This window comes from Deinococcus budaensis (assembly GCF_014201885.1).
Lineage (GTDB): Bacteria > Deinococcota > Deinococci > Deinococcales > Deinococcaceae > Deinococcus > Deinococcus budaensis.
Map to the genome: position 1 here is coordinate 158,700 of NZ_JACHFN010000005.1, position 13,366 is coordinate 172,065.

Annotated in this window: 12 protein-coding genes; 10 read left to right on the forward strand and 2 right to left on the reverse strand. The window is 68.9% G+C overall.

Translation table 11 applies throughout. The annotated features are described in order from the left end of the window. Nucleotides 1–512 precede the first annotated feature (512 nt). Entirely contained in the window at nt 513–992 is a 480-nt protein-coding gene (locus HNQ09_RS08385) for an endonuclease NucS domain-containing protein (protein WP_184027889.1), read from the reverse strand. A 242-nt stretch (nt 993–1,234) separates the two neighbouring features. Here HNQ09_RS08385 and HNQ09_RS08390 point away from each other — a divergent pair, with 242 nt between their 5' ends. From HNQ09_RS08390 to HNQ09_RS08400, 3 genes are all read left to right on the forward strand, one after another. Then, nucleotides 1,235–3,112, forward strand: coding sequence for a PAS domain S-box protein (locus HNQ09_RS08390; RefSeq protein ID WP_184027892.1), 1,878 nt, complete (start codon nt 1,235–1,237; stop codon nt 3,110–3,112). Between the two features lie 229 nt (nt 3,113–3,341). After that, on the forward strand, nt 3,342–3,602 hold the full coding sequence (locus HNQ09_RS08395; RefSeq protein WP_184027894.1) for a hypothetical protein: 261 nt from the start codon (nt 3,342–3,344) through the stop codon (nt 3,600–3,602). 37 nt (nt 3,603–3,639) lie between these two features. Continuing rightward, a complete protein-coding gene (locus HNQ09_RS08400; protein WP_184027897.1) occupies nt 3,640–4,413 on the forward strand; it encodes a hypothetical protein in 774 nt (257 codons plus the stop codon). 9 nt (nt 4,414–4,422) lie between these two features. Here HNQ09_RS08400 and HNQ09_RS08405 read toward each other — a convergent pair whose 3' ends face one another. Continuing rightward, the gene (locus tag HNQ09_RS08405) at nt 4,423–4,764 is read right to left on the reverse strand and encodes a hypothetical protein (protein ID WP_184027900.1); all 342 of its coding nucleotides are present in this window, start codon (nt 4,762–4,764) and stop codon (nt 4,423–4,425) included. Nucleotides 4,765–4,857: 93 nt separating this feature from the next. Here HNQ09_RS08405 and HNQ09_RS08410 point away from each other — a divergent pair, with 93 nt between their 5' ends. The 7 genes from HNQ09_RS08410 (at nt 4,858) to HNQ09_RS08440 (ending at nt 13,278) form a co-directional block, all read left to right on the forward strand. Continuing rightward, the gene (locus tag HNQ09_RS08410; RefSeq protein WP_184027903.1) at nt 4,858–5,487 is read left to right on the forward strand and encodes a LexA family protein; all 630 of its coding nucleotides are present in this window, start codon (nt 4,858–4,860) and stop codon (nt 5,485–5,487) included. A gap of 2 nt (nt 5,488–5,489) precedes the next feature. Beyond that, nucleotides 5,490–6,740, forward strand: a complete 1,251-nt coding sequence (locus tag HNQ09_RS08415; protein ID WP_184027906.1) for a Y-family DNA polymerase — start codon at nt 5,490–5,492, stop codon at nt 6,738–6,740. A gap of 23 nt (nt 6,741–6,763) precedes the next feature. Continuing rightward, the gene (locus tag HNQ09_RS08420; protein WP_343057683.1) at nt 6,764–6,982 is read left to right on the forward strand and encodes a DUF6504 family protein; all 219 of its coding nucleotides are present in this window, start codon (nt 6,764–6,766) and stop codon (nt 6,980–6,982) included. A gap of 1 nt (nt 6,983) precedes the next feature. Continuing rightward, nucleotides 6,984–10,139, forward strand: a complete 3,156-nt coding sequence (dnaE, locus tag HNQ09_RS08425) for a DNA polymerase III subunit alpha (protein ID WP_184027912.1) — start codon at nt 6,984–6,986, stop codon at nt 10,137–10,139. 319 nt (nt 10,140–10,458) lie between these two features. Further along, a complete protein-coding gene (locus HNQ09_RS08430) occupies nt 10,459–11,586 on the forward strand; it encodes a hypothetical protein (protein ID WP_184027915.1) in 1,128 nt (375 codons plus the stop codon). Between the two features lie 193 nt (nt 11,587–11,779). After that, nucleotides 11,780–12,718 (forward strand): hypothetical protein, encoded by a 939-nt coding sequence (locus HNQ09_RS08435; RefSeq protein ID WP_184027918.1) that lies wholly within the window; start codon nt 11,780–11,782, stop codon nt 12,716–12,718. After that, nucleotides 12,718–13,278 carry a hypothetical protein gene (locus HNQ09_RS08440; RefSeq protein ID WP_184027920.1) on the forward strand — a complete coding sequence of 187 codons (561 nt, stop codon included), beginning with the start codon at nt 12,718–12,720 and terminating at the stop codon, nt 13,276–13,278. Before HNQ09_RS08435 ends, HNQ09_RS08440 begins: the two co-directional genes overlap by 1 nt. Nucleotides 13,279–13,366 lie beyond the last annotated feature (88 nt).

Consider the following 13,366-nt stretch of genomic DNA (forward strand, 5'->3'; position numbering starts at 1 on the left):
TCGAGGTTGCGCTGGAGGGTGTCGACGGAGTGCTGGAGTTTCTGGAGGATGGGGGCGCTACCGGGGCGTCCGGCGAGGTCTTTGGTGACGCGGTCGAGGGTGGCTTTGCGGTCCTGGAGGGCGCGTTCGGCTCCGGCGGCGCCTGCGTAGAGGGTTTCGCGGCCGTCCTGGGTGGTGCGTTCCCAGTAGCCGGGGGAAGTTTGCTGCCAGCCAGGTTCCTGGAGGAGGGTAGCGAAGGTCTTCAGGTCAGGGGTGGCGGGGGCTTCAGCCTGAGTCGGCGAGGTGGCTGGGGCCTGCGCCCCAGGCACGGTGGCCTGTCCACAGGCGGCGAGGAGGGAGAGGGGCAGGGCGAGGAGCACGGCACGGTTCTTCATGGTTCTCCTGGACCGGGGGAACGACCCGGTAATTTACGCTAACCGATAATTTGGGGAGGGGGAGTGGCATTCCCAGCAAGTGAGGGAAGGTTAAGCCCGGCTTAAAACTAGGCTGAGAGACCTGGGCTGGCAGATCGATCACTCGAAGAGGGATGGCTGGGCTTGCTTGGCCGCCACAGCGGGTAAGGCACTCACTTCTCGGAACTCCAGCCCACGCGCTTCCAACTGCGCCCGGGCAGGCCCCGTGATGGACGGCGCCGCCAGAATGCCCCGCACGACTGCACCCCCGACTATTCCCTGAACCACCAGCACGTACCGGGCCAGTTGCGAAACAGCATCCTGTGTCGCCCGCCCACGCTTCAGCTCGACCACCACGTACCGGCCCTGAGCATCCTGCGCGTACAGGTCAATGCCCCCGGACGCCACCAGCAACTCTCGGTTCAGGACCCGAAGACCTGGCTCGATCACCTCCGGGTGCTGCGCCAGGGCTTCTTGCATCTGTGCCTCGGAACCCGAGAGGACAAAACCCGCTTCCTCGGTCCGTTCCAATGCTTGCGCGACCTGCACGTTCAGAAATACCACCCGCACCAGCTCCTGCGGGATCCGCCGGGACGCCATCAGCACGCCCTGCCCGAGTGGGCAGTGCTGACCCCTTCTGCGCTCTGCTGCTGATCCGGCCTGGAAAGCACCAGGCGTTCGTGACGACCACGACCCGCCGCGGGCGACCCCGCCGGGGCCAGAACGAAGCGGGTCCTCGGGTGCCTGGTGGCCCACTTCACGGGCGCCCAGTCGCCTCCTGAAGCGGTCTGCCTTCGCGCCTCGTCAGGGTTTTGACAGGCTCCCGACTCTACCCTCCAGCCATGCTCGCGGACCCGTCGCCCGTGCACCAGGACGCCGACGCGCCACGTCTGGCTGCCCTCCACCGTTACGCCCCCACCAGCACGACGTCCCAGGCTGCCCTCGACCGCACCGCCGCCCTCGCCGCGCAGGTGTTCCGCGTGCCTGTGGCGGCCGTCACCTTCATCGACGCAGACCAGCAGTGGTTCACCGCGCGGGTGGGGGTCGAACTGCGGCAAGCCCCCCGCAGCACGTCCTTTTGTACCCACGTGGTCCGGCCGGACGGCCCAGACGTTCTGGTCGTGCCCGATACGCGTGCGGACGTACGCTTCCGGCACCTGCCGGTCGTCGTGAACCCACCGTTCGTGCGCTTCTACGCGGGCGCGCCGCTCGTCACGCCCGACGGCTTCAAGATCGGTACGCTCTGCCTGTACGACATGACGCCCCGTCCGGACCTCACGCCCGACGAGCGCGCCACCCTCCAGGCCCTGGCGGACAACGTTGTCAGCGAACTCGAACTTCGCCGCACCCTCGCCGTCCTCGAGCGCGAGCGCAAGATCCACAGCGCCGTGCTCGCGTCCGCGCTTGACGGCATGATCATCCTCGACCGCCACGGCCGGGTCACGGAATGGAATCCGGCCGCCGAGGCCCTCCTGGGGTTCACCCGCGACGAGGCATGCGGGCGGGCCCTGACTGAGGTGATGGTGCCGCCCGAATATCACGCGGTCCACCAGGCGGGTCTCGCCCGCGTCATCCAGGACGGTGACACCCGCAAGCGCCGCGTGGAAGTGCCTGCATTGCGGCGCGACGGCGCGACCTTCCCGAGCGAGTTTACCCTCACGCCGTTTGATGTGGACGGGGAGCCGATGTTCATGGTGTACGTCCGCGACCTCACGGACACGCAGGCGGCGCGCGACGCCCTGACGGCCAGCCACGCGCTGCTGCGCACGGTGGTCGACAGCGTGCCGGAGGCCATCTTCGTGAAGGACCTCCAACGGCGCTACGTCATGATCAACGCGGCGGGCGCCGCGCAGATCGGCCTGAGTGCGGAGAGGATCCTCGGCCGAACCGACGACGACCTGTTCCCCCACGGCCCGGCCACCGCCTCCAAAGCGCGCGACGAGGCGGTGCTGAACCATGGCCAGCCGCTGACGTACGAGGCGACGGACCCTCTCCCGGACGGCACACAGCGCACGTACTGGTCCACGAAGGTGCCCACGCGGGAGGCTTGCGGGCAGGTGACGGGTCTGGTGGGGGTCGCGATCGATATCACGGAGCGGCAGGCGGCGGAGGCGATGATCCGGCGGCACAACGGGGAACTCACCACGCGCATCGAGGCGGCGCAGCTGGAGATCCTGCACCGCCTCGCGCGCGCCGCGGAGTACCGCGACGACGACACCGGCGAGCACATGGGCCGCGTTGCCCTGACCGCCGCTGGCCTCGCCCGCGAACTCGGCCTGCCGGATGAGGAGGTCGCCCTGATGGAGCGGACAGCGCCGCTGCACGATGTGGGCAAGATCGGTATCCCGGACGGCATCCTGCTCAAACCGGGTCGCCTGACGCCCGAGGAGTTCGAGGCGGTGAAAGCGCACACCCTGATCGGGTCGAGCATTCTTTCGGGAGGTCAGTCGCCGCTGGTGGAACGGGCAGAGGAGATCGCACGGACGCACCACGAGCGATGGGACGGGAGCGGCTATCCACTAGGCCTGGCGGGTGAGGCGATTCCGCTGTCAGGACGCATTGTCGCGGTGGCCGACGTGCTGGACGCCTTGACGAACGATCGACCTTATAAGCAGGCGTGGTCGTTCGAGGCGGCTCTCGCGGAGATCCGCTCGCAGTCCGGGCGGCACTTTGACCCGCGTGTCGTGGCCGCACTGGAGCGCCTCGTCACGCGTCGATAGGGTGGAAGGTGCTTGGGGGTCAGGGAGACGGTTTCCGACGTGCCTGAACTTCTGCCCCCTCCAGGGCAGGACATCACGCTGCATGACGAGGGCCCCATCAGAGTGTCCTCCCCGGAATACCAGCGCGCGGGGCGCTTCCTGTGGCTAAGGCTGCGGCGGTTCTGAAGCCGTCTCAGGAAGTGTGAGGTGCGCGCTGCGGTCCTGGTGGTGCTCACGGCATGCTGAGGGCGTGATTCCCCTGACGTTGCACGCCCGGGGCCGCCCACCCCTCACCGCGCGCGTGATCGGCGTGACCGTAGAGGGCGAAGACCTCATTCTCGAAGTCGGCGGCTACCCTGGCGTGTTCTTCCTGACGCGCACCGCAACCGGAGCGTGGCAGGCATCCCGCGACGGCAGCCCCCCGATTACCGGGTACGAGGTGCAGGCCGCAGAGGTCGAACAAGCCCGCGCGGCGTTTCTCGCCACCCTGACCCCGCTCCCTCAGCCCTGAGCGCCGCGCCAGGATGGGGGGCTGGTAGCCTGCACCCGTGAAGCCCCTGGAGATCGTCCGCCTTCACCGCTCGGAAGACGTGGCCGAGCGGCCCGGAGAATGGCGCTGCGGCCTGACCCGCGCCCGCGAGCTGATGCTGGACGCCCCTGCCGCGCAGGCCATCGACCGCCTCGCCCGGCTCTCCGCCGAGATCGACCTCCCCAACCCGCACGGTGCCCTGGACCTGGAGGGGGTGACCTTCGCCTTCCGCCCGGCCGAAGACGGTCGCCAGCGCTTCGCGGGCGTGCTGGTGCGGACCCCGGCCGGACGGGTGCTGCGGCATGCCCCCGTGGAGGAAGGCGTGCCGGGCACCGCGGTCGTGTGGTTCCTCCCCGCACCCCTGGAGGCCCTGATCGCGTCTGCCGTTCGGCCCGAGGAGCGGCCCGTGCTGGAGGGCACCCCACGCGCCGTGCAGGCTGAGGCACCACCCGAAGTCGTCCCGGCACGTCCTGCCGGAAAGACCGTGACCGACCTGATCGCGCTGGGGCAGGAGGCCGCCTTCAGCGCTTACGCCGCCGTCCGCAGTGGGCGGGATGAGTTCTCTTCGATGTCTCTGCCCAAGCTGCGCGAGCTGCTCGGGGAACGGGCCGAGACAGCAGAGGGAGCGGCACGCGACCTGTGCCCGGACCTGCCGGACGCCACCCTGGCCCGGGTCCTGCGCTGGGTGGCGCGGGGCCTACCCGGCGCGCAGGCCGCCCGCATCACTCAAGTGCATGACGAACTCGCGCAGGCGCACCGCAGCCCACCGGGCAAGGCCCCGTCTGAAGGTTGACCTGTCCTTCTACTCCACGCTCTCCAGGTTGTCGAAGGCGTCCGCCACCGCTTCCTGCACCCTGGCCCGAACTTCCCCGGCTTTCACCGCGAACGTTCCCGACAGCCGCACATCGGCCGCTTTGCCCTGCACCAAGCGGATCTCCGTCTCCGGTCCATAAATCGCCTGGAGGGCACGCTCCACGCTTGGGTAGATCGCCGCCATCACGCGCGTGAAATCCGGTCCCTCTTCCTTCACCGGCTTGCCTTTTTCATACCGGACCCGCGGGGTTGGGGCGACCAGCCGGACCTCGATGCAGCGGTCGAAAGCGGGTTCACCGGTTGTCGTTACGTCCTGGGCAGATTGCGTCATCACTGTTCACCTCCTAACTATCTTGACACGAGACAAGGAAGGGGGCAATTCTATCCTCAGTCCTTAGACACCCATCCAAGAAGAGAGGAGAGTATGCCCCCCGACCTGACCCGCACCCGCCGCACCATCCTCCAGGCCGCCCTCCGCCTCGGCGTGCAAGCCAGTCTGAATGCGGTCGCCGAACAGACCGGCCTCACCAAGCAGGCGGTGAGCTACCAGGCCGCCATCCTGCGGAATCTGGGGTATCTGGAGCCCGCCAGCAGCCGGTACTCGCCCCTGGTCCCCACCGACCGCGCCCGCGTGGCCGTCGGGGAAGGCCTGCCCATCTACGGGCAGATCGCCGCCGGTCCCCCCACCCTCGCCGACCAGTCCCCCGAGGACTACACGCCAAGTCTGGAGAGCCTGCTCGGGCTGAAGGACGGGGATTTTCTGCTCCGGGTGCGCGGCGACTCCATGACCGGGATCGGCGTGATCGACGGCGACTACGTGGTGGTGCGGCCCTGCCAGGAAGTGCATGACGGGGAAGTCGCGGTCGTGCTGGTGCCCAGCGAGTCGACCGCCACTCTCAAGCGCCTGTATCACTTCGGGGACCAGATCACCCTGATGTCCGAGAACCCGGCCATGCCCCGTCTGACCTTCCCAGCGGACGAGGTGCAGGTGCAGGGGCGGATGGTGGGCCGGGTCGGGGTGGGGGCGCCCCGGGTCAGCGCCCGCTGGGGGTAAGCATGGCCGTGGCTGCGTCCGTCGCCTGTGTGCTGCTGGCGCCGTGGCCGCTGACGCTGCTCGCCCGGCAGCATCCGGGCGTGCCGGTCGCGGTGTTGAGCGAAACGGCTCGGAAGGTGGTCTTCGCGAGTCCAGAGGCGCGCGAGGCAGGCGTGCAGGTCGGGATGCGGGAGACCGCGGCCCTCTCCCGCTGCCCGGAACTGCACGCAGAGGTCGTCAGCGCCCCGACGGCCACCGCCGCCTGGGCGGAACTGCTGGAAGTCCTCTACGCGCGCTACAGCGACCGAGTGGAGGGAAGGGAACCGGGCGCCGCGTACCTGAAGCTCAGTGCGCCCGCTGCCCGTGACCTGGCCGCCGCGTTGCATGCCCCGGTAGGTCTAGGAGCCAGTCTGGAAGTCGCGCAGCTCGCCGCCCTCCGGGCCAGGCCGGGCGAAGTGCGGGAAGTCCCTGCCGGGGCAGAACAGCCCTTTCTCAGGCTCAGCCGAATCGGGCACCTGCATATCCTGGGCCTGACGCCCGCCCACGTGGAACGCCTGCATTTCCTGGGGATACCAGACCTCGGCGGGCTGATGGGCTGGACTGCCGCGCAGCGCGAAGCCTTTCTCGGCGTGGACGCCGGGAAAAAGGTCAATCGCTTTTTGCGTGGCGAGCGCAGCAGCGCTGTGGCGAGGTACGTTCCCGGGCGCGTCATCGAGGCCAGCCTGAGCATGGACGCGCCTCTACACGAGCCGGGAGAGACTGAGATCGTCCTGGGGGACCTGGTGCCCGGCCTGCTCGCCGAGTTGCGCGGGCGGACCTGTGCGTACCTCACCCTGCACGCCGAGACGGTCGGGGGACGGCTGAGCGCGACGAGGAAGTTGAAGTGGCCGCTGGACGCTTCTGGTCTGACCCGGGTAGCAGGACTCGCTCTCCAGGACACGGGTGCTCTGGCCCTGGGCGTGGACACCCTGACGGTGCAGCTCAGCGGCCTCCAGCAACCCAGCCGCATGGTGGGCCTGTGGGCCGGGCTGGCGGACCTCGAAGTCACGCGCGACCTGCTCGACCGCTTTCCCGAGGCCTTGGTCAAGGTGCAGTGGCTCGATCCCTACGCCTACGTGGCCGACGCCCAGTACCAGTGGGTGGACTGGCTGACCGGCGCCGTGCGCCCCACCCCGATGACCCCCCGGCAAGCCTGGGCACCCCAGACCCAGACGCAGCGCCGCGAGCAGGCCGTCAACAAAGTCCTGGCTTTCTTCGAGAGGGTGGAGCTGTGAGGGCCATCCAGCAGGAGGTGAGCGTGACGATCCAGCAGGGCGGCCTGCCCCGGCAGCTGTACTGGCAGGGCCGGGGGCACACCGTCCAGGTCGTGCTGGATACCTGGAGGAGCGGCGGGCGCTGGTGGCTGGACGAGCCGACCCGCGAGTGCTACCTGGTCCAGGCGGGGCCACTCGTCGCCGAGTTGCACCACGAGGACGTGCCGGGCGGCCGCTGGTGGCTGGCGAGGGTGCAGGACTGAGATGACCCGCTCCCTGCCCGCGCTGCTGACCTGCCAGAGCTATTTCTCGGAGGGGCGCAGCACCACGAGTCCTAAGCGGCTGGTGCAGGAGGCCGCCGCTCACGGCTTTGGAACCGTGGGACTGGCGGACTGGTGCTCGGTGGCGGGTGCCGTCGAGTTGTGCGAGGCCGCCCGGGAAACTGGAATCCGCGCCGTGACCGGCGTGACGCTGCCGGTGCTGTTCCCCGCGCCGCCCCGTTCCCCGCACGCGACCGAGGCCTTCCCACTGGTGCTGCTCGCAAAAAGCCGGGAGGGTTACGCGTTGCTGTGCGAGCTGATCACGCACGTGAACCTCCAGAGTCCGGAGGGCGTGCCGCTGACGGTCCTGCAAGCCGTGGCGGCCAGGGGGCGGGATCACCTGATCTGCCTGACGGGCGGACGCGCCGGGTTCCCCAACGTGCTCGGCGAGCACCAGGAGATCGCGCGGGCGGCCGGGTACCTCCGGACCCTGCGGAGCCTGTTCCCCTTCGATTTGTACGTGCAGCTCTTCCACGGCTCGGCGCCGAACGAGCGCCGTCGCCTGGACTACCTGCGCGGCCTGGCCCGTGACCTGGAACTCCCGACCGTAGCCGCTCCGGAGGTCTGTATGGCGGCCCCCGAGGATTACCCCCTGCTCGACGCCCTCACCTGCGCCCGGCTGGGCATCGACGTGCAGACGCCCCACGTTGAAAGGCCCAGAAACGACGCGCGTCATACCGGCACGCCGGACGGCTGGGCAAGACTGTTGCCCTTCCCGGACGCGTTACTCAACGCGCAGAAGCTGGCAGAGGCTTGCACCCTGGATCTGCTGCCTGAACGCCTGCACTCTCCGGAACCTCGCCTGAAGCCCTTCCAGACGCCGCAGGATGCGCTGGAGGAACGGGCTTTCGCGGCGCTGGGTCAGAAGTACCTCCCCGATCAGCTGGTGGCGGCCGACACGCGCCTGCGGCAGGAGCTGGCGACCGTCCGCAGCCTGGGTATGGCAGGCTTCTTCTTAACGGCTTGTGAGGTCACGGATTACTGCCGCGAGCACGGCATCCTCGCCGCCGGACGGGGGAGTGCCGCAGGCTCGGTGCTCTGCTACCTGCTGGGCATCACCCTCTCGGACCCGATCAAGCACAACCTGCTGTTCGAGCGCTTCCTGCACACGGGGCGGAACGTCATGCCGGACGTGGACATCGATATCGCCTCCAGTCGCCGAGATCAGGTGCTGGCCTGGGTCGAGCAGCGCTGGGGAGAGGACGGCACCGGGGAAGCGATGGTCGCCAACCGCATCACCTACCGCTTGCCCAGTGCGGTACAGGACCTGGGGCGGGCGCTGGGGCTGCCTCCAGAGCTGCGCGACCGGCTCAGCCGTGCCCTGGGCCGGGACTACCGCCATCACCGGCCCCACCGAGCGAGGGAAGCGGAGATGGTGTTCAGCGAGGTTCTGGGCGAAGCACCTGTGAGGGAGGCCTTGCTCAAACTCCTGGAGCGCATCGAACCGGGCTTTGTCAGGCACTTAGCGCCGCATTCCGGTGGGGTGGTGCTGAGCGCATCGACGCTGACCTCGCATAGCCCCTTGACCCGCAGTTCGGGCGGCATCCGCATGCTGACGTTCGACAAAGACGACGTCGAGCGCTTGGGCCTGATCAAGCTCGACCTGCTGGGCCTGCGAATGCTCGCGGCGCTGGAGCGGGCCAGGGAAGAGGTGCTGCGCCTCACCGGGGAGTGGGTGGAGTACGGCGACTTGCCCGACGATCCAGCGGTCTGGCAGCGTATCTCCAGCGGGGACACGATGGCGCTGTTCCAGATCGAAAGCCCCGCTCAAATCCAGATGACCGCGCGGCTCCAGCCCCAGACCATGACCCAGCTCGCGCACCAGATCGCCCTGGTGCGTCCTGGCCCGATCCAGAGCGGCACGGTGCATCCCTATGTGCGGCGGGCCAGGGGAGAGGAGCCGGTGCCCGAATTGCCCGAACCTCTCCGAACCATCCTCGCTCCTACCCACGGCACCCTGATGTTCCAGGAGCAGGTCCTCAAGCTGGCCGTCCACTATGCGGGCTACAGCTGGCCGGACGCCGACCGCTTCCGCAGCCGGTTGAACAAGAGTGAGCACGAGGTCGAACGGGAGCAGCTGCGCGACCTGTTCGTGGCGGGGGCGGCATTGACCTGTGGGGCGTTCCCCGACGAGGCCACTGAGGTGTTCGAGATGTGCGCGGCGTTTCGCGGGTATGGCTTTGCCGAAAGCCATGCCCATGCGTTTGCTCAGCATTCCTACGCCTCGGCCTGGATGCGGCACCACCACCCCGCCGCGTTCCTGGCTGGCGTGTTGACGGAGGCGCCCGGCATGTGGCCTGCCAGCACCATCAGCCACGAGGCCAGACGCTGGGGGGTGGACCTGTTGCCTGCCTGCATCAACCGGAGCGGGATCAGTTACCGCGCGGAAACGGCGCAAGTTGTCCGTGTCCCGCTGACGGCCGTCGAGGGCCTGAGCCTGGACGCTGCCCGCGGAATCGTGCAGGAGCGCTTGACCGGGGGCAAGTTCCTCTCGGTCGAGGACTTTTATGACCGGGCGGAGGTCAAGCGGGACGTGCTCGAAGCGCTGGTGAAGGCGGGGGCGTTCGACCGCACAGATCGCCTGAAAAACCGGCGGGAAGCGCTCTACGTGCTGCACACCGTCGCGCACGCCCGCCCACCAGGAACACGGGGGCTGCTGACCCCGGCCACGGCGGCACCGGAGCTTCCGGATCTCTCGCCGGACGAGATCATGGCGCTCGATCTCCAGACCAAAGGGATCAGTGTGACAGGCAGGCATCCGCTGGACGCGCACCAGGCACGGCTGCGGGACGTGGGGTGTGTTCCCCTGGCAACCCTACGGCACGGGCAGGAAGCCTGGACGGCGGGGCTGATCGTGGCGAGGCAGCGACCCCCGACAGCGAAAGGCTTTGCGTTTTTCGTGCTGGAGGACGGCTCAGGCCGAGTGCAGGCGATCATCTCCCCGGACCTCTGGGAGGCGCACCGGGTCCTGTTGCGGGACGCGCGCGCCCTGATCGTGCAGGGAGAGGTCACGGCTCGGGGGCGGGCCGTGACCCTCAAGGTCCGGCGGCTGAGCGAACTGCCACTTCAGGGGCAGGCACCGTCGCAGGCAGCCGATTGACGGTCAGGAGTGATCAAATTCTGCTCCGGGCCAGCGGTACGGCGGACGCAACGGCCAGGGCCACCGTAAGCAACACTTTTCGCATAGCTCCTTCACTCTCACACAAGCAAGGCCGCCCGGTGACAGTGGTACGGCCCTGGCTTAGGTTCTGGTGGCCGAATTGACGGGTTGAACCATCGGGGGAGCCGTCAAGCACAACCGTCCTGACGTCCCCTCATGCTCGTTCGGGCTACCCTGCGGCGGGCTCCTCCTCTTGGAAGACAGGCCTGCCCATCTGACAGCAGGGGAGAGGAGCCCTGGAAAGAACCATTCTCAGTCCATGCTGGGAAGCATGCGCACCGTGTGTCTTTCCCTACTGCTCCTCGCCCTGGCAGGCCCCGCCCAGGCCGTGGCCACACCCACGCTCCGCCTCGTCGCCGTCGGGCAGACCCTGAATTGGGCGCCGGGCGATCAAAGCCTGACCCTGAAGGTCCGGGAACGCGGCGCCGTTACCCTGACAGTGGACCATCCCGGCTTCGACCCCACCGGGTACGCCACGCGCCAAGGGGTGGGCGGCGACGAACAGTACCGGCCCGGCGCGGTCACCACCACCTACCAGCTCGTGGACGCGACCGGGCAGGTTCTCCTGCGGCGCGACTACGCGACCGGGCAGGGGTCGCCGCAGGCGCTCTTCTCCGGCACGCTGGAACCTGGTCCGTACCGACTGACCGTGTCGGTCAGCGGGGCGGCCAAGCGTGCGGTCGGCCTGAGCGTGACCGGCCCGGTCGAGGTCAGCGCCACGACCATCAACCACACCGTGAGGGGGCGCCAGTGGACGCCGGTGAATGCCGTTCGTCTGGGGGGGCGGACCACGCTGCGGCTCTACAACGGGGACAGCGCCCGGGAGCTGGAGTTGCGCCTCCGCTCCGGGAACGGGCAGACCGTGCCGCTTCCCAGCGGCGTACGCGGCCGCTGGACCCAGGTCCCGCTCGCTGCCGGGACAGGCGTGATCGAAGCGCGTCAGGGGCCGGGAGCCAGGCAGTGGAGCAAATCCTTCGCGCTGTCCCTGACGGGTGAGCAGGCCCAGGCCATGCCCCAGGTTCTGCAAGCCTGGACAGCCTCCGCGCCGCGACAGGTGGCGCAAGGAACGCCCGCGCGCACCCAGGTCGTCGAGATCCAGGACGTGCGCGCTCCGGCCCGCGAGGTGCTGGTGCGCGACGTCACACCGGCCAGCCCTCCGGCGCAGGCGGCCTCCAGCTCGCCGTTGATCGGCCCGGTACAAGCGGGCACGCTGGCTCCCCCGGTGGGCCAGAGCAGGGGCACCGTCACGACGGGCGTTCCGGTCAGCCCCACGGCCGTGGACAGCCATTTGCCAAAGACGGTCACGCTCCATCTGGCCGCGCAGGACCCCTCCCGCTTCAGGTATGACCTGTGGCCCGCTCAGATTTCTGGCCTCCGCCTGCCGTAGAAGACTGCCCTTTCGTTGGACCTTGATCCTAGGACTGGTGCTGGGCACGGTGGCGGCTGCCGCAGGTGACAGCTTCGGTGGAACGCGAGGTGGACAGGCACAGACTTCCGGTCTGGGCTCTGAAGTCATGAGGTCATGGGTCCCGCCCGCATTCATAGGTTGATGCGGATTGATGTTCATTATAGGGTGGGGCATGAACGCGGTCGACCTCCCCCTGCTGGGTGAGCCACCGGAACCCCAGTCCCTGCAGGCGACCGAGGTGGTGCGCCACACCCTCAGCCTGCCCAGGGGCGTCTCGGAGTACTTCGCGGCGCAGGGGCGGCCGCTGGGGCTGAGCGGCGCGTCCATGATGGCGCTCGTGCTCAGCCGCCTGACCCACCAACTCGCCCTGCCCACGGCGCCGCTGCAAAACACGCACCGGCGCCTGCTCGCGTTGCTGTCCTGGCACGGCGCGGGACCCGCCGACCTGGACCGGCTGCTGCCACCCTCGGCACGAACAGTTCCCCTGCCCTGGGCGACGCTCGCGAGCAACGAGGCGGCCCTGGAGCTGCTACAAAGGAACGTGCCCGCTTCCGGCACGGCCGCCTCCACCACGCTGCTGCACCATATCGCGGGGGAGTGGCAGGTCGATCCCGACTGGCTTCTCGGCGTCCAGCCCCGTCCCGGCCGCAAGGTCGGCTTTCTGACGGGCGGAACCGCATCGCCGGAGCATCTCGCGGACCAGGTGGTGGAACGGGCCATCCAGCATGGCGACCTGGAACTGGCCCTGCTGACCCATACCCCTGGAGAGGAGCTGACCACCCCACCCCCCAGGCTCCTGTTGCTGGCTGCCCGCTTTGGGGATTCTGTGGAGTTGCCCCGCCACCAGGTGCTCGCCCTCGTCGATGTCGCTGACCGTTCTCAGCTCGGCGCCCTGCGCGAGCTGGCCCGGCGCGTCGCCGCGAGCCACCCCGGCGTGCAAGTCACGGGCGAGCAGGTCGCCCCCGACGACTTCCAGGTGCTGATTACCGGACGGCGCCACATCGCTGAGGTCCGCCACCAAGCATCTCCCACCCGCTGGCCCACCGAGGAACTTCTCGAGCTTCATCCGCCGGGAGCCGCCGACGGACGACCCCCTCCCAGGAGACCCTGATGATCGATCCCGCCGATCCCTTCACCGCCTACCGTGAGGCGGTGGCCACCATGAAAGTGCCTCTGCTGGACAGCCCCCTGCATCGCGTAATTAGCGGCCTGACCGTCGAGGCTCCCTCACGCCACAGCCAAGTGCGGCTGCATGTCACCTTGCAGGGCACCCTCCCGGTGGCCGCTCTGCTCGGCGACGAGACGTTCCGGAGCCTGCTAGCCCCCATGCTGACTCCGGAGGACCTGGAGCGGGCCCAGGTGCAGTTCGAGCACGTCGACCTGGCCACGCTGAAGTACAGCACCCGCGTGACCGGCGTCGATGTCGGCGCGGCGGCCCTGCTGGAGGCTGTGATGCGGGAGTATGTGCAGGCCCTGCGCTACCGGGGTGAAGTGCAGGCCGGTCTGCACCTACGGGTGGAATACACGGAAGGGGAGATCGCGGCCAGCAGCAGCCTCAACCCCCAGTGGCGTGAGCCGGTCATCACGGCCCACGGTGCCGTGTCCCTGTCCCGCCCGGAAACCAGGTTCACGCCGCAAGCCCCCGGCGGCAGTGAGCCGCCCCCCTTCTGATGGCCGCCCCGAAAGGACGTGGGCGGACTGGTCCCGCGCCCACCCCCTCCCCGGACAAAACCACGTCCTCCGTACACTTCCCGCATGG